The sequence below is a fragment of the Nitrosomonas sp. HPC101 genome (assembly GCF_009833125.1).
Lineage (GTDB): Bacteria > Pseudomonadota > Gammaproteobacteria > Burkholderiales > Nitrosomonadaceae > Nitrosomonas.
Map to the genome: position 1 here is coordinate 25,897 of NZ_QRCC01000017.1, position 20,271 is coordinate 46,167.

At 47.6% G+C, this 20,271-nt stretch carries 20 protein-coding genes; 12 read left to right on the forward strand and 8 right to left on the reverse strand.

What is annotated here, in order from left to right:
• Positions 1-71 precede the first annotated feature (71 nt).
• The gene (metE, locus tag ABO04_RS11005; RefSeq protein WP_160810708.1) at positions 72-2,348 is read right to left on the reverse strand and encodes a 5-methyltetrahydropteroyltriglutamate--homocysteine S-methyltransferase; all 2,277 of its coding nucleotides are present in this window, start codon (positions 2,346-2,348) and stop codon (positions 72-74) included.
• A gap of 98 nt (positions 2,349-2,446) precedes the next feature.
• Between metE and ABO04_RS11010 the strand changes: the two genes are divergently transcribed.
• Positions 2,447-3,397: a LysR family transcriptional regulator gene (locus ABO04_RS11010; protein ID WP_160810709.1), complete on the forward strand. Its 951-nt coding sequence runs from the start codon at positions 2,447-2,449 to the stop codon at positions 3,395-3,397.
• A gap of 71 nt (positions 3,398-3,468) precedes the next feature.
• On the opposite strand, the gene ABO04_RS11015 is transcribed toward ABO04_RS11010, so the two are convergent.
• On the reverse strand, positions 3,469-4,209 hold the full coding sequence (locus ABO04_RS11015; protein WP_160810710.1) for a CADD family putative folate metabolism protein: 741 nt from the start codon (positions 4,207-4,209) through the stop codon (positions 3,469-3,471).
• Positions 4,210-4,401: 192 nt separating this feature from the next.
• On the opposite strand from ABO04_RS11015, the gene glyA reads away from it, so the two are divergent.
• Both glyA and nrdR read left to right on the forward strand, forming a co-directional pair.
• Entirely contained in the window at positions 4,402-5,652 is a 1,251-nt protein-coding gene (gene glyA / locus ABO04_RS11020) for a serine hydroxymethyltransferase (RefSeq protein WP_160810711.1), read from the forward strand.
• Positions 5,653-5,679: 27 nt separating this feature from the next.
• Positions 5,680-6,162, forward strand: coding sequence for a transcriptional regulator NrdR (nrdR, locus tag ABO04_RS11025; RefSeq protein ID WP_160810712.1), 483 nt, complete (start codon positions 5,680-5,682; stop codon positions 6,160-6,162).
• Positions 6,163-6,581: 419 nt separating this feature from the next.
• Here the strand turns inward: nrdR and tyrS are convergent, their stop codons facing one another.
• The gene (tyrS, locus tag ABO04_RS11030) at positions 6,582-7,802 is read right to left on the reverse strand and encodes a tyrosine--tRNA ligase (RefSeq protein ID WP_160810713.1); all 1,221 of its coding nucleotides are present in this window, start codon (positions 7,800-7,802) and stop codon (positions 6,582-6,584) included.
• 92 nt (positions 7,803-7,894) lie between these two features.
• On the opposite strand from tyrS, the gene ABO04_RS11035 reads away from it, so the two are divergent.
• Positions 7,895-9,226, forward strand: coding sequence for a M23 family metallopeptidase (locus ABO04_RS11035; RefSeq protein ID WP_160810714.1), 1,332 nt, complete (start codon positions 7,895-7,897; stop codon positions 9,224-9,226).
• 27 nt (positions 9,227-9,253) lie between these two features.
• Positions 9,254-10,354, forward strand: a complete 1,101-nt coding sequence (locus ABO04_RS11040) for an anhydro-N-acetylmuramic acid kinase (protein WP_160810715.1) — start codon at positions 9,254-9,256, stop codon at positions 10,352-10,354.
• Between the two features lie 8 nt (positions 10,355-10,362).
• Here the strand turns inward: ABO04_RS11040 and erpA are convergent, their stop codons facing one another.
• The 3 genes from erpA to ABO04_RS11055 form a co-directional block, all read right to left on the reverse strand.
• Complete coding sequence (gene erpA / locus ABO04_RS11045) at positions 10,363-10,728, reverse strand: iron-sulfur cluster insertion protein ErpA (protein ID WP_160810716.1); 366 nt, start codon at positions 10,726-10,728, stop codon at positions 10,363-10,365.
• A gap of 191 nt (positions 10,729-10,919) precedes the next feature.
• Positions 10,920-11,309 carry a lactoylglutathione lyase gene (gene gloA, locus ABO04_RS11050; protein WP_160810717.1) on the reverse strand — a complete coding sequence of 130 codons (390 nt, stop codon included), beginning with the start codon at positions 11,307-11,309 and terminating at the stop codon, positions 10,920-10,922.
• Positions 11,309-11,497 carry a rubredoxin gene (locus tag ABO04_RS11055; protein WP_160810718.1) on the reverse strand — a complete coding sequence of 63 codons (189 nt, stop codon included), beginning with the start codon at positions 11,495-11,497 and terminating at the stop codon, positions 11,309-11,311. The genes gloA and ABO04_RS11055 overlap by 1 nt, the downstream gene beginning before the upstream one ends.
• A 52-nt stretch (positions 11,498-11,549) precedes the next feature.
• Here ABO04_RS11055 and thiD point away from each other — a divergent pair, with 52 nt between their 5' ends.
• The 4 genes from thiD to ABO04_RS11075 all read left to right on the forward strand — a co-directional run bounded on the left by thiD (position 11,550) and on the right by ABO04_RS11075 (position 15,264).
• Positions 11,550-12,392 carry a bifunctional hydroxymethylpyrimidine kinase/phosphomethylpyrimidine kinase gene (gene thiD / locus ABO04_RS11060; protein WP_160810719.1) on the forward strand — a complete coding sequence of 281 codons (843 nt, stop codon included), beginning with the start codon at positions 11,550-11,552 and terminating at the stop codon, positions 12,390-12,392.
• Positions 12,388-13,020, forward strand: a complete 633-nt coding sequence (thiE, locus tag ABO04_RS11065) for a thiamine phosphate synthase (RefSeq protein ID WP_160810769.1) — start codon at positions 12,388-12,390, stop codon at positions 13,018-13,020. The genes thiD and thiE overlap by 5 nt, the downstream gene beginning before the upstream one ends.
• Positions 13,021-13,056: 36 nt before the next feature.
• Complete coding sequence (gene hemL / locus ABO04_RS11070) at positions 13,057-14,340, forward strand: glutamate-1-semialdehyde 2,1-aminomutase (protein WP_160810720.1); 1,284 nt, start codon at positions 13,057-13,059, stop codon at positions 14,338-14,340.
• 147 nt (positions 14,341-14,487) lie between these two features.
• Positions 14,488-15,264 (forward strand): VacJ family lipoprotein, encoded by a 777-nt coding sequence (locus tag ABO04_RS11075; protein ID WP_160810721.1) that lies wholly within the window; start codon positions 14,488-14,490, stop codon positions 15,262-15,264.
• A 108-nt stretch (positions 15,265-15,372) separates the two neighbouring features.
• Here the strand turns inward: ABO04_RS11075 and htpX are convergent, their stop codons facing one another.
• Entirely contained in the window at positions 15,373-16,251 is an 879-nt protein-coding gene (gene htpX, locus ABO04_RS11080) for a protease HtpX (protein ID WP_160810722.1), read from the reverse strand.
• A gap of 357 nt (positions 16,252-16,608) precedes the next feature.
• Between htpX and ABO04_RS11085 the strand changes: the two genes are divergently transcribed.
• From ABO04_RS11085 to ABO04_RS11095, 3 genes are all read left to right on the forward strand, one after another.
• A complete protein-coding gene (locus tag ABO04_RS11085; protein WP_160810723.1) occupies positions 16,609-17,763 on the forward strand; it encodes an FAD-dependent oxidoreductase in 1,155 nt (384 codons plus the stop codon).
• A 105-nt stretch (positions 17,764-17,868) separates the two neighbouring features.
• Entirely contained in the window at positions 17,869-18,171 is a 303-nt protein-coding gene (locus ABO04_RS11090) for a YciI family protein (protein ID WP_160810724.1), read from the forward strand.
• A gap of 179 nt (positions 18,172-18,350) precedes the next feature.
• Positions 18,351-19,145, forward strand: a complete 795-nt coding sequence (locus ABO04_RS11095) for a peptidyl-prolyl cis-trans isomerase (protein WP_160810725.1) — start codon at positions 18,351-18,353, stop codon at positions 19,143-19,145.
• A gap of 30 nt (positions 19,146-19,175) precedes the next feature.
• On the opposite strand, the gene alr is transcribed toward ABO04_RS11095, so the two are convergent.
• The gene (gene alr / locus ABO04_RS11100) at positions 19,176-20,264 is read right to left on the reverse strand and encodes an alanine racemase (RefSeq protein ID WP_160810726.1); all 1,089 of its coding nucleotides are present in this window, start codon (positions 20,262-20,264) and stop codon (positions 19,176-19,178) included.
• Positions 20,265-20,271 lie beyond the last annotated feature (7 nt).

The window sequence follows — 20,271 nt, forward strand, 5'->3', positions numbered from 1 at the left end:
CCATTCTCTATCCAAGAAATATTCAAAGGCTATGTGCAGATAGCCACGCGGGTATGATCGCTAAAACAGGGTCAGGCTTGCAGGGTGCTGCGCAAGGTTTTTGCGCAATCTACCATTTTTTGCAGGGCTGTCTGAGTTTCTGGCCAGTTGCGTGTTTTCAGGCCACAATCGGGGTTGACCCACAACGACTTGGGGTCGATATGCCGAGAGGCTTTTTTCAGTAACTCCAGCATTTCAGATGCATCGGGTACCCGAGGGGAGTGAATGTCATATACACCAGGGCCGATTTCGTTCGGGTAGGAGAATTTTACGAAGGCATCCAGCAGCTCCATGCGAGAGCGTGAAGTTTCGATCGTAATGACATCGGCATCCAGTTCGGCTATGGCCGGCAGTATATCGTGAAATTCGGAATAGCACATGTGAGTGTGGATCTGAGTTTCATCTTTTACACTGGAACTAGCAATACGGAATGCTTTTACTGCCCAGTCCAGATAAGGTTCCCAGTCTTGTTTTCTGAGCGGGAGTCCTTCACGAAATGCCGGTTCATCGATCTGGATCATCCCAATGCCAGCATTTTCCAAATCTGTGACTTCATCACGAATTGCCAGTGCCAGTTGCAGTGCAGTGGTCGATCGCGGTTGATCATCGCGTACGAATGACCACATCAACATGGTGACCGGTCCGGTCAACATGCCTTTGACCGGTTTTCTGGTCTGGCTCTGAGCATACTTACTCCACTCGACGGTCATGGCTTTGGGGCGGTAGACGTCACCATATAAAATGGGGGGTTTGACACAACGGGAACCGTAACTTTGTACCCAGCCATTTTCCGTGAAGGCATAGCCCCATAATTGCTCACCGAAATATTCCACCATATCGTTGCGCTCAGGCTCACCATGAACGAGCACATCCAGCCCGATTTCTTCCTGCTTGCGAATCATTTCCTGAATTTCAGCACGCATGGCTGACAGATATTCGAGATGACTGAGCTCATTTTTCCTGAACGCAGCACGTGCCTGACGGATAGTGGCGGTTTGTGGAAAGGAACCTATCGTAGTGGTCGGCAGCAAAGGTAGATTGAAGCGTTGCTGTTGCAGATGTTTGCGGGTTGCGAAGGGATGAGTTCGCTGGCTGTCACGTTCGGCCAGATTATCGATTCTCTGATGAACGATCGGGTTATAGATGCGGCTGGATTCCGTTCTTGAGCGCCTGGCTTCATCGGAGGCCAGCAGAATTGCTTTGATGGATTCCCTGCCTTGATTCAGTCCGCACCCGAGCGTAGCAATTTCTTCTAGTTTCTGGACAGAAAACGCCAGCCAGTTTCTGATTTCCGGTTCCAGTTTCGTTTCCAGTGTCAGATCCACCGGGCAATGTAGCAGAGAGCAGCTTGGGGCAACCCAGAGCTCGCCTGCAAACCGGGATGCTGCTTGCGACAGTGTGTTCAGTTTTTGTGACAGATCGGCATGCCATATATTCCGCCCATCGATGCAACCCAACGACAGTGTTTTGTCGGAAAAATCTTCGGTGAGAAATGATTCAAGCTGTTCCTGGACGCTGCTTACATCGATATGCAGCCCATTCACTGGTAGATTTTTGAGCAGTGCAAGGTGGTGGTCAACTGTGCCGAAATAAGTCGTGAGCAGCAGACGACAGCCATTGTCACGCAGTGTATGGTAGGCTTTTGTAAAACCATCCAGCCAGGATTGTTCAAGATCGAGGGAGAGGATGGGTTCATCGATCTGCACCCATTCCACACCCAGCGCGGCGATTTTCTGCAGAATCTCCCGGTAAACTGGCAACAGGCGGGGGAGCAGATCCAGCCGCTGAAAATCGGGAGTAATTTCCTTGCCGAGGTGCAGATAGCTCAGCGGACCGATCAGGACGGCTTTTGCATTAATTCCCAGTGCTTTAGCTGCTTCGATTTCCTGAAACAATCGGTCGGATGCCAAGCGAAATTGAGTATTGCTATCAAATTCTGGCACGATATAGTGATAGTTGGTATTGAACCACTTGGTCATTTCCATTGCCGGCTGATCGGCGGTACCACGTGCCATGGCGAAGTACAGATCAGATGAAATACTGCCGCCGGTATTTCCGAAACGCTGAGGAATTGCTCCGAGTAACGCAGTCATATCGAGTACGTGATCGTACAGTGAAAAATCGCCAACCGGTATTAGATCTATTCCTGTCTTTTGCTGCAACAGCCAGTTGCCGGTACGAATTTCACGTGCTGTGGTCAGTAGTTGATCGATACTGCTTTGTCCTTTCCAGTAAGTTTCGAGTGCTTTTTTTAATTCGCGCTGTGCGCCGATTCTTGGAAATCCAAGATTATGTGTCAATGTGGTCATTGCATTTTCTCTACATGATCGAAAAACAACCATTGTGTGAAATACTTTATAATGAATCAAATGAAACTTTCATAATAAAACATGAATAATATTCATATATGCTTGAATTACGACATCTTCGTACGTTAAGTGCTTTGCAAGAGACTGGCAGCGTTTCACTGGCGGCGCAGCGTGTGCATTTGACTCAGTCTGCGCTGTCTCATCAGCTCAAGGCATTGCAGGAGCACTATCAGTTACCACTCATTCAACGCAGCGGTCACGCCGTGCAGTTGACGGAAGCGGGCAAACGTCTGGCAAAATTGGCGGAGAAAATACTGGGAGAAGTCCAGTCAGCAGAGCGGGATCTGGCAAAAATAGCTCGGCAGACAGCGGGAAGCTTGCGAATTGTACTGGAATGCCATACCTGTTTTGACTGGCTAATGCCCATCATGGATGACTTTCGGCGGCACTGGCCGGAAGTGGAGCTCGATTTGGTTTCCGGTTTTCACAGTGACCCGGTGGCGCTGCTCCGGCAGAATATTGCCGATGTGGTGATCGGGTCCGAAAACAAGCCGCAGCAGGGAATTGTTCATTTTCCGCTGTTTCGCTTCGAGATTCTGGCAGTGCTGGCGCCCGGACACGTACTCGGTAACAAACGGGTGCTGGAGGCAGCTGATTTTGCGCAGGATATACTGATTACCTATCCGGTCCCTGAAGAACGGATCGATCTGATCCGGCAGGTGCTGATCCCGGCTGGTGTCAGTTGGCAGCGGCGCACAACCGAGCTGACCGTGGCCATTCTGCAACTGGTGGCAAGCCGGCGAGGTATTGCTGCGTTACCTGGTTGGGGCATCAAAAACTATTTGGATTACGAATATGTGATTGCCAGACATATCGGCACCAGTGGATTGTGGAGCGATCTGTATCTCTCGGTGCGGGAAGAGGATGCTTCGGTGCGTTATCTACAGGATTTTCTGAAGACCATCGATCAGGTCTGTTTCGCCAGGCTGGATGGAATCAGGCCGCTGGGTGGACGGGGGAAGAGAAAAAACAGGGAGCTGGAAGGATAGCCGGGCAGTCATTCTTGGCCTAAGGAAGGCAACTGCCCGGTATGGCGTGTTTGCTTATCAGATTTGTGGAATCAATGCAGGGTGACTGCGGCCTTTTCTTCGCAGATAAGATTGGCGCAGTAGTTTTCGTGGATACCATCCAGGAATTTCCATAGTGCATCGCAGGCCCGGCGTGTAGCAGCCAGTACTTCAGCCCGTTTTTCTGGTGTATCAGCAAATCTTTCGATGATTGCCCATTCAGCCTGTGAGTGGAAAATATCGGCTGTCTGATGCACTGAGAAAAATTTATAGCTGTCTGGATCTTTCATACCGTAAAACTTGGCCAGACCATCGATCTTAACTGCGGCAATATCAGGCACCTGAGATTCGAACGCATGTAATGCGGCCAGTCCCGCATAGAACGGTTCGTTGATGCAAATATCACGGAAGGTTGCAACCAGATTTTCTGTTTCCGGCAGCGCATCGGCTTGTGCCAGGCTGGCATCGTTGGCTCCCAGTGCAAAAGCAAACGTTTTCCATAGAGCAGGGTGATTTTCTTCCCCGTGTTCCTCATCGATCAGGTTTCTCAGAATTTCCTGGCGTACGCTGATATCACCACTGTTTTCCGTACTATGAAAATGCGGAGTGTTGAAGTGAACTGCGCTGAGATAGGTGGGCTCTGCCAGCACATTGTAGAAATACTGTTCGGCGTAGTGGCGTAACTGTTCACGAGTCAGTTTGCCTTCAGTCCAGGCAACGTAGAACGGATGTTGCAGCAGATGTCTACTTTGAATGATGGAATCAATCTGTTGTTTAAATGTGTTTGTGGCCATGAAAATCTCCTGTTCAGAGTGAAATGAAATATGAAGCGGCGATAATCATCGCCAATTCAGTAAATGAAGTCAATTTTATACCGGAGGGTCGTGTCATTTTTGTACGAGAAATGAACGGTACAATTACAAAACCTATACCATGACGCAATGATAGAATGACCATTTTTCAGCAAAAATAAGAGAGTAAATGCCATGTTTTCAAGGAGTATGACGATTGAACGGGTTGATCCGGATTTATGGCAGGCAATCCAGGGAGAGGTACAGCGACAAGAAGATCATATCGAACTGATCGCCTCGGAAAATTACGCCAGTCCGGCTGTTTTGCAGGCACAAGGTACCGTGCTAACCAACAAGTATGCTGAAGGATATCCAGGTAAGCGGTATTACGGAGGATGCAAACACGTGGATAGTGTCGAGCAGCTGGCTATCGACCGTCTGCGCACTCTGTTCAATGCCGAATATGTTAACGTACAGCCACATTCTGGTTCCCAGGCAAATGCTGCGGTCTATCTGTCGGCGCTGAAGCCGGGCGATACACTGCTTGGCATGTCGCTAGCGCATGGGGGACATTTGACGCATGGTGCATCCGTCAATATGAGTGGTAAGATATTTAATTCGATTGCCTACGGTTTGAATCCGGAAACTGAAGAGATCGATTACGTAGAACTGGAACGGCTTGCGCATGAACATAAACCGCGCATGATTGTGGCGGGTGCTTCTTCCTACGCACGCGTGATTGACTGGCAGGCTTTCCGCAAGATTGCCGACAGCATAGGTGCTTATTTGTTTGTTGACATGGCACACTACGCGGGGTTAATTGCTGCTGGTTATTATCCTAATCCCGTAGGAATTGCCGATTTTGTGACCAGTACTACACATAAAACATTACGCGGTCCGCGTGGCGGGGTGATTATGGCTAAGCCGGAGCATGAAAAGGCACTGAATTCAGCAGTTTTCCCACAGACACAGGGAGGGCCACTGATGCATGTAATCGCTGCCAAGGCAGTGTCTTTCAAGGAAGCATCCAGCCAGGCATTCAAGGATTATCAGAAGCAGGTTATCGAGAATGCACGTGTCATGGCGAAGGTGCTGCAACAGCGTGGCTTGCGGATCGTGTCCGGCCGTACCGATTGCCATATGTTTCTGGTCGATCTGCGCACCAAGGACCTGACGGGAAGGGAAGCGGAAGCTGCACTGGAAACCGCGCATATCACCGTCAATAAAAATGCAATTCCAAATGATCCGCAAAAACCGTTTGTAACCAGCGGTATCCGGATTGGTACACCGGCGATTACCACACGCGGATTTAAGGAACCCGAATCCGAACAGCTTGCAAATCTGGTGGCGGATGTGCTGGAAGCTCCGACTAATGGAGCCGTACTGGATCAGGTTGCCGGAAAAGCGCAGGCATTGTGTACCAAGTTTCCGGTGTATGGCGACTGATGTTCGTTTCAATCTGGAGGTGTGGCGGTGAGATGTCCGTTTTGCGGTACTGAAGATACCAGCGTGGTCGATTCACGTGTCAGTGAGGAAGGCTCCCGGATCAGGCGCAGACGACAGTGTACGGCATGTGGAAAGCGCTTTACGACATATGAAACAGTCGAGGTGCGTTTTCCACAGATTATCAAGCAGGGGGGTAATCGCGTTGAATTTAACCGGGAAAAGCTCTACACCAGTTTTGCCCGCGCGTTACACAAGCGTCCGGTTCCAGTTGGACAGGTGGATGCTGCGATAGAACGTATTCTGCAAAAACTGCTGGGAAGCGGGGTGCAGGAAATCTCATCGCGTACAGTTGGTGAATGGGTGATGCAAGAACTGTACAAACTGGATAAAGTGGCCTACATCCGCTTTGCTTCTGTATACAGAAGCTTTGAGGATGTAGGGGATTTTCAGGAGGTGATCCGGGAAGTTCAGGCTTCTCCATCAGACCTGGAGGATGAGCTTCCAGGTTGACAGCGTTATTCGTGCACCGCGCTCTCAGCATGTCGAGCATGGCTGAAATCCAAGGGTCAGTCTTGAGAATATCATGCCCGAATTCGCGAACAGTATTCGCGAATTCGGGCATGAGTGGGATTTTCTTATCCCGATATTCATGATCTGCTTGAGCGTTGAACTTCTGGGGCTTGCACAATATAGGAGGTCGTTTCCGGGAATCAGTTTTTCCGGTGAATTACATTGTTACACAACGCTCACTGCCTTTCCTGTCTGTCTGCATTAATATGCTTCGTTGTCAGAGGTGTGTCATTCTGTCGACTATTTTTTATGCTTGCAGTCTGGCGGGTTTGCAGCCTGAAATCGAACTTGCATGGCATGTTTAGCAAAGCAGTTATGATGCTGTCATTGATAGCAGTCAATTTAACAGAGAAGTCAGCTTACATGTCATTTTGTTCGGATGAGAGTGTTATTTTTGCAAATTTCCTCTTCCCAACCTGGGCAATGACTGTCGTATTGGATGGGATCATCTGAGTTTTATTATTTACTCTGTTGCCATCCAGCTTTACACCGCCTTGTTCAATCATACGTAGGGCCTCACTGGTACTGGTGGTCAGTCCGGCTAATTTGAGAAGCTGGGGGATAGCCAATTCCGTGCCTTGAATATACAGTTTTTTTTCCGGAATATCATCAGGAATAGCACCTTTGCTGAAACGATCTTCAAAATCTCTGGTCGCCTGAATGGCGGCTACCTGACTGTGAAAACGCGCCACAATTTCCTGCGCAAATTGCACTTTGATATCACGCGGATTACGGCCTGATTCCACCTCATTGCGCCAATGGCGTATGGTTTCCAGCGGCTCAAATGACAACAATTCGATATAGCGCCACATCAGGGTATCGCTTACCGACATCAGCTTGCCAAATATTTCGGTAGGTGATTCGTTGATGCCGATATAGTTATTGAGTGATTTGGACATTTTTTGAACGCCGTCCAGTCCTTCCAGGAGAGGCATGGTCAGGATGCATTGAGGTGGTTGGCCATAGTGTTTCTGTAATTCACGTCCTACCAGTAAATTAAATTTCTGATCAGTGCCACCCAGTTCCAGATCAGCTTTCAATGCTACTGAATCGTAGCCCTGAATGAGTGGATACAGAAACTCGTGGATGGCTATGGGCCGATTTTCATGATGGCGTTTACTGAAATCATCCCGTTCCAGCATGCGTGCGACAGTATAAGTAGCAGCCAGTCTGACCAGATCGGCTGCACTGAATTTATCCATCCAGGATGAGTTGAATACCACTTCGGTCTGTTCGGGTTTGAGTATCTTGAATACCTGAGAGGCGTAGGTTTCTGCATTTTGCTCAATCTGCTCACGTGTCAGCGGTGGGCGGGTAGCGTTTTTACCGCTGGGATCACCGATCATTCCGGTGAAATCACCGATCAGAAACAGGATATGGTGACCAAGCTCCTGGAGTTGGCGCAGTTTGTTCAGCAGAACGGTATGGCCCAAGTGCAGATCTGGTGCGGTAGGATCAAAGCCAGCTTTGATCCTCAGAGGTTGGTTTTTGGCCAGTTTCTGTGAGAACTCCTCCTCAATCAGTAGCTCCTGACAACCTCGTTTAACTACCTGAAGTTGATGCGTAATCGATTCAGACACGGCCGGTCAGAGAAAAATCAATCGTCATTATATTTATGCTTTTCCGTGGTAGACTTGAAAAATTTTCAATAGATGAATAGGAGTGATGGCATTTGATTTATTACCAGTCACCTCGTAAAAGAAAAAGCATTCTAGCGCAAAAACTCGCTGTTTTCGCACAAAAAAAAGTACGCTGGATCACCATCCTGTCCAGTCTGCCATTATTCGGAATGGTTACCGCCTTCGGAATTGTTCCGGATTCTTCTCTGCAGGAAATACCCAATAAAAAAATAGTACGTGCCTTACCATTACCAGAAAAATTTGCATCTTCCGATCCAGAAATGACTTTTTGGCATCAAGAAAGCATACGTCGGGGCGATACCATTGCGGCGATTCTTGCCCGCCTTGAAATCAGCCAAAAAGACAAAATCCGCTTTCTGGAGACTGTTCAGGGGAGCCGAGCTATGAGCCGGCTTAAACCTGGGGAAATCATTCATGCGGAAACCCGGCCAGACGGAGAACTGCTGGCATTGCGTTATTTCTACGGGAATGGCGAGCAGTTTCAGGTTGAAAAAGTTAATGGCATGTTTGAGCTGAACGAACAGTCTGCCGAGGGTAATACGCGCATCCTGGTAGGCGCGGGAATAATCAACTCTTCATTGTTTGCAGCGGTTGACAAGGCTGATTTGCCAAGCACGATCGCCTTCCAGATTATTGATATATTCTCCAGTAGTATTGATTTTCACCGTGATATTCAAAAGGGTGATCGTTTTACAGTTGTTTATGAATCCACACAGGATGAAGGTGGAAAAACCCAGATTGGGCGTGTGCTTGCGGTAGAGTTCTCTAACAAGAAAAAATCCAGACGTGCTGTCTATTTTCAGCCTTCAGGCGATGAGGGAAACTATTACACGCCAGAGGGGGAGAGCCTGAGTAAACCATTTCTGATGGCACCCTTGAAATTTTCCCGGATCAGTTCCGGATTTACTCATGCACGTTACCATCCTGTATTGAAGCGTTGGCGAGCCCACAAGGGAATCGACTATGCTGCTCCAACGGGAACGCCTGTAATGGCGACAGCAAATGGTACTGTTGAATTTAAAGGCCGCCAGAGTGGTTATGGTAATCTGGTTGTACTCAAACACGATGCGCAATACAGTTCCGCATATGGCCATCTATCGGGTTTTAACAAGCAGTTGAAAAAGGGAATGAGTATCAAACAAGGCGACATCATTGGTTTTGTTGGATCAACTGGCATGGCGACTGGTCCCCATCTTCATTATGAACTGCGGGTAAATGGTGTTCAGCGAGATCCTTCCAAAATTGTAATGCCCGCAGCACAGCCCATCAGCAAGAAGCACTATTCTTCTTTTCGCAGACAAACCATGGAGCTGACTTCCAGACTTGATTTGCTGCGCAATACCAGCTTTGCTGCATTGAACTGATTCAGTCAATTTACGAAGACAGGTGGAATGTATTACGTTGGTATTATGTCGGGCACCAGTCTGGATGGTGTTGATGCAGTATTGGTGAATTTTCACGAAGCGTCATTTTCGCTTATCAGTACCTGTTATGCTCCTTATGATCCATCCCTTCGCGCGAAACTGCTGAGCTTGAATCAAAGCGGTGAAGATGAATTGCATCGTGCAGCCTTGTCAAGTAACCGCTTGTCGAGGTTGTATGCAGAGGCGGTGGAGCGCTTGCTTGAAAAAACTGGAATTGACCCCGGAAAAATTGTGGCAATCGGTTGTCATGGACAAACTATCAGGCACTGTCCGCAGCCGGAAAATATGTACAGCATCCAGCTGGTGAATGGTGCTTTGCTGGCGGAGTTGACGGGTATTACTGTGGTGACGGATTTCAGAAATCGCGATATTGCTGCCGGGGGGCAGGGAGCGCCACTGGTTCCTGTATTTCACCGGGAGCTGTTTTCTCATCCAGATATTCATCGCCTGATTATTAATATTGGCGGGATTGCCAACATTACCAGTCTGCCTGCCAAAAATAGTGTGGATAGCGTAAGTGGTTTTGACTGCGGCCCGGGAAATATGTTGATGGATGCCTGGTGCCTGCAGCATACGGGCGAGAGCTATGATCGAAACGGATTATGGGCAAAGTCAGGCAAAGTGATTAACGGTCTGCTGGAAGATCTATTGAATTTTCCGTATTTTTCTATGCAGCCTCCCAAAAGTACCGGGAGGGAAATGTTCGGTCTTGCCTGGTTGTTGTCTTATTTGACAGGCAGGGAAGCTGCCCAGGATGTTCAATCCACATTGCTGCAGCTGACTGTGCGAACAGTTGCCGATTCGATACGAACCTGTTATCCAGCAGCTCGTGAGCTTTATTTATGCGGGGGGGGGGCGCATAACGACGCCCTTGTTGTCCGGCTGCAACAGATGTTATCTGATTGCCAGATCAGGCAGACCAATATATTGGGTATTGATGTTGATTGGGTAGAGGCGTGTGCATTTGCGTGGCTGGCGCGGCAATCAATTGAAAGTACTCCTGGAAATCTTCCTGCTGTGACAGGTGCAGCCGGCGAACGGGTGTTGGGCGCGGTGTATCCTGTCTGAGAGCCCTTTCAAACCGAGAATGATGAGCCGCAGCCGCAGGTGCTGGCCGCAGAGGGATTTTTGATAACAAATTGTGCACCCTGGGCATTTTCCTGATAATCGATTTCTGCTCCCAGCAGGTATTGAATGCTCATTGAATCTACCAGGAGTCTGACGCCTTGCTTTTCTATTACAAAATCATCTTCATTGATAATTTCATCGAATGTGAAGCCGTACTGGAATCCAGAGCAGCCCCCTCCACTGACGAAAACTCTTAGTTTGAGTGCCTGATTGGCTTCTTCTTCAATCAGTTTTTTTACCTTGCTGGCTGCTCCATCGGTGAAAAATAATGGAGGCAGAACTGTATTTGCTTCTTCATGGGTTATCGTATTCATTTCGTTCACTTGTTGATATGACAGACTGTTTTAGTATCAAGCAATTACCGTTTCCTTGGTGATTTTGAAATTTTTCTTGTATCATCTTTAGCAGACAGTAGACCGGGCATTATGTTCACAGTGCAGATTATGAGTATGGTTTTGAGCTGCCACAGTGCTATGCTATAGTCGACTGTCCACGGCGATATCGGCTACACTGTTTTCTTTTGAATGAATTCAATCTTGTAACCATCCGGATCTTCTATGAAGGCAATCACAGTGGTTCCATGCTGCATCGGACCCGCTTCGCGCGTAACACGACCACCCAGATTGCGGACTTTCTCACAAGCTTCATAGGCATTGTCTACTTCGATAGCGATATGTCCGAAACCTGTTCCAAGGTCATAATGATCAGTTTCCCAGTTATGCGTCAATTCCAGCACTGTACCTTCCGTTTCATTTTGATAGCCAACGAAAGCCAGAGTAAATTTTCCTTCCGGATAATCTTTACGGCGCAGAATCTGCATGCCAAGCACATCGGTATAAAACCGGATTGAGCGTTCCAGATCACCCACCCGCAGCATGGTATGAAGAATGCGCATTATATTTTCACCATTTCAAAATCTTCTTTCCGTGCACCACATTCCGGACATGTCCAGTTCATGGGAACATCTTCCCAGCGAGTTCCGGCAGGGACACCATCCTGTGGCCATCCTTCTGCTTCGTCATAGATGAAGCCACAAATCATGCACATATAACGATTGTAAACCTGATTGTCCTCTGTAGTCATAATAGATAAGTCGATCTGCTTAAGTTAAAATAACATTTTACGGTATTAATGCATGTCACTACCACCTCCAATTGTACTATCCTTTGCTGCCAGCGACCCGAGCGGGGGGGCTGGCATCCAGGCAGATATATTGACGCTTGCCGGAATGGGTTGTCATCCGCTCTCTGTACTTACAGCTGTAACCGTTCAGGATACAACCGGCGTTGAGGATATATTCGTAATGGATGCCGAATGGGTCATTGATCAGGCAAGAACCGTGTTACAAGACATGCCGGTACAGGTATTCAAAATCGGCATGCTGGGTAGTGTCGAAATTGTCGCTGCCATTGCTGAAGTGATATCGGACTATCCGGATATTCCATTGGTGCTTGATCCCGTGCTGACTTCTGGTCGTGGTGACATATTTGCCAATGAAGAAGTCATTGCAGCTATGCGTGAGATGTTATTTCCTCAGGCAACGATTATTACTCCCAACAGTATTGAGGCCAGACGTATTGCGCTTGATCACGAGGACGAACCGGAAATTCTGGATCTGAAGCAAAGTGCAGATCAATTATTGCAATGGGGGTGCAGCTACGTGCTTATCAAGGGTGCACACGAAAATACGCCGCAGGTGGTCAATGTACTTTACGACGTCAACGGTATCGTCCGGTCCGATGCATGGCAACGTTTGCCTGGATCATTTCATGGTTCGGGGTGCACTTTGTCATCTGCAATAGCGGCTTCGCTTGCTCATGGTATGTCGATTGCGGACAGTGTTTACGAGGCACAGGAATTTACCTGGCATACGCTTAAGGCAGGCTTCCGTCCTGGAATGGGGCAATATATACCGGACAGGTTTTTTTGGATGGAAAGTGAAAACCCGGAAGAGGAAACCGGCAGTTCTGCCGATTGATTCTGTGAATCGGACCGGTGTGAGCGGTCTTTACGCAATTACACCCGATATTGAAGATACCGATCAATTGTGTGCAATGGTTTATCACGTATTGGCAGGGGGTGTGAGCTGGCTCCAATATCGGAACAAAGTGGCCGATAGCCGGCTGCGATTTGTGCAAGCTACGAAGATTCATCTGCTCTGCAGGCAATTTCAGGTTCCTCTGATCGTTAATGATCACTTGGATCTGGCCGTGGAGATCGATGCAGAAGGCTTGCATGTAGGGGGGAGGGACATTTCTCCAACCGTGGCCAGATGTCATCTGGGCCAGGATAAAATTATCGGGGTCTCCTGTTACAATCAGCTCGACCGTGCGATCGAAGCGGAAGAGGCAGGAGCAGATTATGTTGCGTTTGGCGCCTTTTATCCATCCATGACCAAAACGAATGCACATCAGGCACCGCTTGATTTGCTGACTGCTGCAAAAAAGAAATTGGGTATTCCTGTCGTGGCAATTGGCGGTATTGATCTGGATAATGCCAAGGTGATGATTGTCCGTGGATGTGACGCTGTGGCTGTCAGTCAGGCTTTGTTCGGTGCACGGGATATCCAGTCTGCCGCGCGGCATTTCTCAGAATTATTCAGTTGAATTAATAATTTCTCAATAATTTTTATAGATATTCCAATGACGATCACTAATCAGCAACTATTCGAACGTTCCAGACAGTATATTCCGGGAGGGGTTAATTCACCTGTACGTGCTTTTAAGTCTGTAGGAGGCACGCCTGTTTTTTTTCAGCACGGGCAAGGTGCTTGTTTTTGGGATGTGGAAGGAAAATCCTATATTGACTATGTCGGATCATGGGGGCCATTGATTCTCGGGCACGCGCATCCCGATGTCGTCAGAGTTGTTCAGGATGCGGCGAGCCGTGGTACTTCTTTTGGCGCCCCGACAGCAGCGGAACTGGAAATAGCTGAGTTACTGTGCCGTCTGCTGCCTTCTCTGGAGATGGTACGGCTGGTGAGCTCCGGTACCGAGGCGGGAATGAGTGCTATTCGGCTGGCACGTGGTTATACCGGCAGGAACCGAATCATCAAGTTTGAAGGCTGCTATCACGGACATGATGACGCGCTGCTGGTCAAAGCCGGCTCTGGCGCGCTGACTTTTGGTCATCCCAGTTCAGCGGGCGTTCCAGCCGAAACAGTAGAGCATACCTTGGTACTGGATTACAACGATGTGACTGGAGTGGAAGCAACCTTTAGCAATCTGGGCTCTGAAATTGCTGCCGTGATTGTCGAGCCGGTGGCTGGCAATATGAATCTGGTCAGGGCGGCGCCCCGGTTTCTGGAAACACTGCGCACGTTATGTACGAAGCATGGCAGCCTGCTGATCCTGGATGAGGTGATGACCGGTTTTCGCGTTGGCCTGGAATGTGCCCAAGGATTGTATGGTATCACGCCGGATCTGACCATTCTGGGCAAGGTAATCGGCGGGGGATTACCTATGGCCGCTTTTGGCGGCCGACGAGATGTCATGGAATGCCTTGCACCACTGGGGCCAGTGTACCAGGCAGGCACACTTTCCGGTAATCCGGTTGCTGTTGCCGCCGGACTGGAAACACTGCGTCAAATACAGACCCCCGGTTTTTTTGACAAACTATCAGCCATGACACGTAAACTAACAGATGGTCTGACTTCTGTTGCTACAAAAAATGAAGTGGCGTTCAGTGCACAGGCAGTGGGCGGGATGTTTGGCATTTATTTCAGAAAATCTCCACCGGAAAGTTTTACTGAGGTGATGGAGAGTGACCGTGATGCCTTCAATTGTTTTTTTCATGCCATGCTGAAAGAGGGAATCTATTTTGCACCCTCGGCTTTCGAAGCAGGTTTCGTTTCTGCAGCACACAGCGATATGGAAATTGATAAAACGCTGGAGGCGGCTGATCGGGTTTTCAGTCGGAAAGTGTAAAATATACAACGAAGCGTAATTTGCGACATATAAACAAAAAAATTCAATTGGTCAGGTCGGGTGTCGTTGATATTTTTCCAACCGGATTGTTACGATTTATATAATCGTGACAGTATGTCATTTCTAATAAAGAACAATTAACAAATTATGGCTATTTGCTCTCCTTGTTTCCGGGAATTTATGGTGGCTTTGTTGTTAGGCGGTGTACTGTCAGGTTGTGCTACTGCGGACAATCGTTATGATCCATTGGAATCCATGAATCGTGCAGTATTCTCGTTTAATGAGCAACTTGATGAATTTGTAGCAGAGCCTGTTGCCAGAGGATATCAGCGATTTGTGCCATCGCCACTCAGAATGATCGTTGGTAACTTCTTCTCTAATCTTGATGATGTTGTCGTTGCTGCTAACGCTTTGTTGCAGCTGAAATTTATGGATGCAATGGCGAGTACGACACGTGTGGTAATTAATACAACCTTCGGAATGTTGGGCGCTATTGATCTGGCCAGTGATATCACTCAGGTAAGTGATATTGATATTAGTAAACGCAATGAAGATTTTGGTCAAACACTGGGTTTTTATGGTGTTGGTAGCGGACCATATCTTGTGTTGCCAGTACTGGGACCCAGCACTGTAAGGGATGCAGTCGGGCTTGGTGTGGATAGTACCTTCATTCATCCCGCGCGCGCCATTTATACGGACTTTGATTTGTTGACAGTACGTTTCCCTGTTGCAACACTTGAGTTTATTGATAGACGTGAACAATTGCTGGGTCTTGATAAAACTCTGGAGGAGGCTTCGCTAGACAAATATGAGTTTGTACGCGATGCCTATTTACAAAGACGGAATAGCTTGATTCAGAGTAACGGTACCCCATCTGAGGAGGAATCAATAGACTTTGATGAGGAAATAATCCTTGATGATTAATCCTGAAAATCCGATCTGGCGCCCCAAGTGTGTATCCCGATTGTGGTTTCTGGATTGATTTAATTGGAGCTGATGGGATCCTTGCTTGCACCAGCTCCAATTGATTTATCAGGCAGATTGTAATGCCTGGATGCGCTCTTCCAGAGGTGGGTGTGACATGAACAAACGTCCGATCTGGCTTTTTTGACCTGAGATTCCAAACGCAGCCATCTTGTCTGGTAAATGAGATGGCTCGTACTCTTGTTGTAATCGTTGTAGTGCGGCAATCATTTTATTTTTCCCGGAAATTTGTGCGCTCCCTGCATCCGCACGGAATTCACGCTGCCGACTGAACCACATCACGATAATCGTGGCGAGTATACCCAGCACCAGTTGCGCAATAAGGCTGGTAATGAAATAGGCAGGTCCATGTCCTTCTTCCGTTCTGAAGACGACGCGATCAATCATGTGGCCGATGATACGAGAAAGGAAAATCACAAATGTATTCACCACACCCTGAATTAATGCCAGCGTTACCATGTCGCCATTGGCAATATGGCTGACTTCATGAGCCAACACTGCTTCAGCCTCATCACGATTCATTTTTTGCAGCAACCCTGAGCTGACTGCTACCAACGCATTGTTTCGGTTCATTCCGGTTGCGAATGCATTAATATCAGGTGAATCGTAAATGGCTACCTCAGGCATGCCCACACCAGCTGTTTTAGCTTGTCGGCGAACAGTTTCCATTAACCAGCCTTCGGTGGAGTTTGAAGGAATCTCAATGACCACGGCGCCAGTCATGTGCTTTGCGCTCCACTTGGACATGACGAGCGAAATGAGCGAACCACCAAAGCCTATAACTGCCGATAAAACCAGTAATGCATTAAAATTCAATCCACTGCCTTCGGTGTCCAGTATGCGATCAACACCAAGCAGACGCAGGGTTACGCTCAACATTACCACTATGGCAAGGTTCGTTACAATAAAAAGAAAAATCCGTTTCATCCTCCTCCTCCTTCAGGATTAATTAATACGCGTATCCAATTATGAATGTAATTAGGAATATCGTTCAAAGCAAACGGGCAGTATATAGTGACATATTTTCTAGGATTAAGTATCGGGATAAGGCATTTTTACCAGTCCGTTGGAAAACGCAACGAGAATAATCATTTGCGAGTGAACTTTGCAGCATATGTCGCTGGAGTTTTTCGGGTTGAGGTACAATAAAAACCTGAAAATCAGGTTGATTGCCGTGTGGCTGAGAGTTTCCGAAACGATGGAAGATCCATAATAAATTTGACGAGTTGCTGATTTGAATAAAAAGGGAAGAAAATTGATCGTAGTCAAACAGGGTATATCAATATGAATCAAGCGTCTGTCATCGTTGTGGGAAGCGGACTGGCGGGTTATACAGTTGCACGTGAGCTGCGGAGGCTGGATTCTACTGTGACAATTACACTCTTGTCTGCTGACCATGGTGGGTTTTATTCAAAACCTATGCTGTCTAATGCTTTGGCAACAGGCAAAACACCTGATTCAATTTTAAGTGCAAGCACTGACCAGATGTCTGGACAGTTAGGCATTACGGTGCAACCTTATACGCGTGTCGATGCAATTGATGCTACTGCGCACAGTGTTTATTTCGGGAATGGTACACAGCTGGTCTACAGTCAGCTTGTATTGGCGCTGGGAGCCGATCCGGTTCGTTTATCTATACCTGGAGACGGTGCGGATGAAATATTATCCATTAATGATCTGGATGATTACCGGAAGTTTCGGGAAAACCTGAAAAATGTGCGTCATGTCGCTATACTGGGTGCCGGCCTGATTGGTTGCGAGTTTGCCAACGATCTTGTGGCAAAAGGTTATCAGGTAAGTATTTTTGATGTAAGTCCACAACCGCTGGGGCGGCTGCTTCCTCCTGAGGCCGGGCAATTTTTCCGAGAAAAACTGGCTGCCGCAGGCGTTAATTTTCTGCTCGATACTACTGTCGAAAAAATAAACAAGGAAAATGGGCGCTACCACTTACATTATAAAAAAGGTGGCGTTGTTCAGGCTGATATGGTGTTGTCTGCCATTGGCTTGAAACCACGTACCAGTCTGGCTGTGGCAGCAGGAATTCAGATAAATCGAGGGATTGCGGTTGACCGTTACTTACAGACCAGCATTCAGAATATCTATGCTCTGGGGGATTGTGCAGAAGTGGCGGGCAAGGTGTTACCTTTTATTCTACCAATTTCGCATGCTGGCCGAGCCCTGGCTGCAACAATTGCCGGTAACCGGACATTACTGCGCTACCCGGCGATGCCAGTAATGGTTAAGACACCTGCTTGTCCGGCAGTTGTCTCACCTCCAGATCCCGAAGCAGAAGGTGAGTGGAAAATCGAAATTGTTGAGAATGGTATGAAAGCTTTGTATCAGGATCAAGCCGGCAATTTGCACGGTTTTGCCTTGCTGGGAACAGCAACCAGTGAACGTAATGCTCTGTCTGCCCTTCTACCCCCGATATTGGCCTAGAACGGGTTTCTGGAAAATGTTGGTTGTAGTAATACCCATAGGAAATGATATTCAGGTTTGTCATAAAGAACTGTGTGAGATTTGTACTGACTAATAGAAAATAACATGCTCTATTTGATATATGGTGAAGATGCTCCTGATAGCTTGGCGCAACGAACAGTTAACCGGCCTGCGCATTTGGCACGAATCCGGGAATTGCAGGACCAGGGAAGGTTACTATTAGCGGGACCGTGCCCGGCAATTGATAGTGCCGACCCTGGAGTAGCGGGTTTTACCGGGAGCCTGATAGTCGCGGAGTTTGCATCGCTAGAGGTTGCTCGGGAATGGGCAGATGCTGATCCATATCTGGTAGCGGGTGTTTATGCAAAGGTAACTGTAAAGCCGTTCAGGAAAGTTTTGCCCGAATGAGCCAGTACTAGACAGAGATTCTCCAGTTTATTCGGCCTTGAATGTTCTAAAAGAAATCCACAGGAAAACCTGTTTGTTTATAAGAAACACCTACCTGTGTTTTGTTAGAATGCATGCTTTCCAGATTATCCAGGTAAAATTTGTCAATTGTTTTACTATTTATATTTAAAGGAAATTTTATGCGCTTAGTCAAGTTTTTCTGTGTGCCACTTGCTGTTCTGGGATTTGCATGTGTTACACCCTTGAGTGCCCAGAGTGGTGGTACAGTCGCTAAAGTCAATGGTATAGCGATTCCACAAGCACGCCTCGATCTGGTAGTCAAGGCGGCAGCGGCGCAGGGTCAACCCGATTCAGCTGAAATGAGAAATGCCCTTCGAGAAAATCTCATTACTGAAGAAATACTGACACAGGAAGCAATAAAAAAGAAACTTGATCGTAATCCGGATGTTGTTACGCAGATTGATCTTGCACGTCAGGGGATATTGATCAGGGCATACCAGACTGATTTTATGAAAAATAATCCAGTGAGCGATAGTGAGTTGCGCAAGGAATATGAATCCGTGAAATCACAAATGGGTGATAAGGAATACAAAGCGCGGCATATTCTAGTGGAAACAGAGCAGGAAGCTAAGGATCTGATTGTTTCACTGAGAAAAGGGGGAGCTTTTGAGAAACTGGCAGACGAACGTTCCATTGATACCGGTAGCAAGAGTAATGGTGGAGAGCTGGGCTGGAGCTCAGCGGCAGTTTACGTTAAACCTTTTGCTGATGCGTTGACTAAACTGAAAAAAGGCGAAACAACCAATCAGCCAATACAAACTCCTTTTGGCTGGCATGTAATCCGTCTGGATGATATGCGTACAGCTGTTCCACCTTCCTTTGATGAGGTAAAACAAAATATGCAACAACGAGTATTGCAGCGCAAATTTGCCGCTGTGGTTGAATTGTTACGTAAAAATGCTAAAGTTGAATAATCAGGTGGCAATAAAGAATTTCGGTTATCATCAGGTGTAAATATAGATAGACGGGACTCTGGAAGAGCGTGCCGTCAAAAGCTCATAACTGATAGTCTGTGCTGATTTTGCAATTTCTTCTACCGGTAATCCTTCACCCCAGAGGGTTACCGGGCTTCCTACTCCGACTCCACCAATCCCGCTCAGGTCAATAGTAAGCATATCCATTGAAATACACCCAATCAGTCGTGTGCGTTGACCATTCACCAGTACAGGGGTTCCAGTAGGTGCGTGACGAGGATACCCATCTGCGTAACCAGCCGCAACAACTCCGATACGCATGGGTTGATCTGCGATAAACTGTCCTCCATATCCTACTCTGTCTGATGGGTCAAGTTGTTGCACAGCGATAATCTCGCTGGTGAGTGTCATGACGGGCCGTAATCCGAGCTCAATGCCCGTTTTATCTGGCAGAGGTGATGCGCCGTAGAGGATTATACCAGGGCGTACCCAGTCCGCATGTGTTCCGGGATAGCGTAAAATTGCAGCAGAATTGGCCAGTGTTTGGGGCAGGTTGTTTTCTCTTTTAGCATACAGTGGTGCAAACAGATCCAGTTGCTGATTAACTTGATCTGTTTGCCGCGCATCATCCGCACAGGAAAAATGTGTCATCAATGTGGTATTGGCATCTGAACACCATTGTTTGATCCGATTCAGTACATAATTTCCCTCTTCAGATTTGAAACCAAGACGATTCATGCCGGTATTGATCTTGATAAAAAGATCCGGTTTTCCTGTTTTTTTATGCGCCAGTAACAGTGATAGCTGCTCATGGCTGTGAATAACCGTACTTAATCGATAGTGATCTATCATCCCAAGTTCTTCTGCCGAGAAAAATCCTTCCAGAAGAAGAACAGGTTGTTTGAATCCAGCCTCTCTTAACTGGATCGCTGCTTCCAGTTCAAGTACCGCAAATCCGTCCACTGTATTTAATGCCTGTGCGGTACGGAGCAGGCCATGGCCATAGGCATCAGCTTTGACAACAGCCATGATGCGAGCCTGATGAGTATGGTTGCGGACAACAGAGAGGTTGTGCTGTAACGCAGTACAGTCTATGAGAGCTCGAATCGGGCGGTACATTTCTACG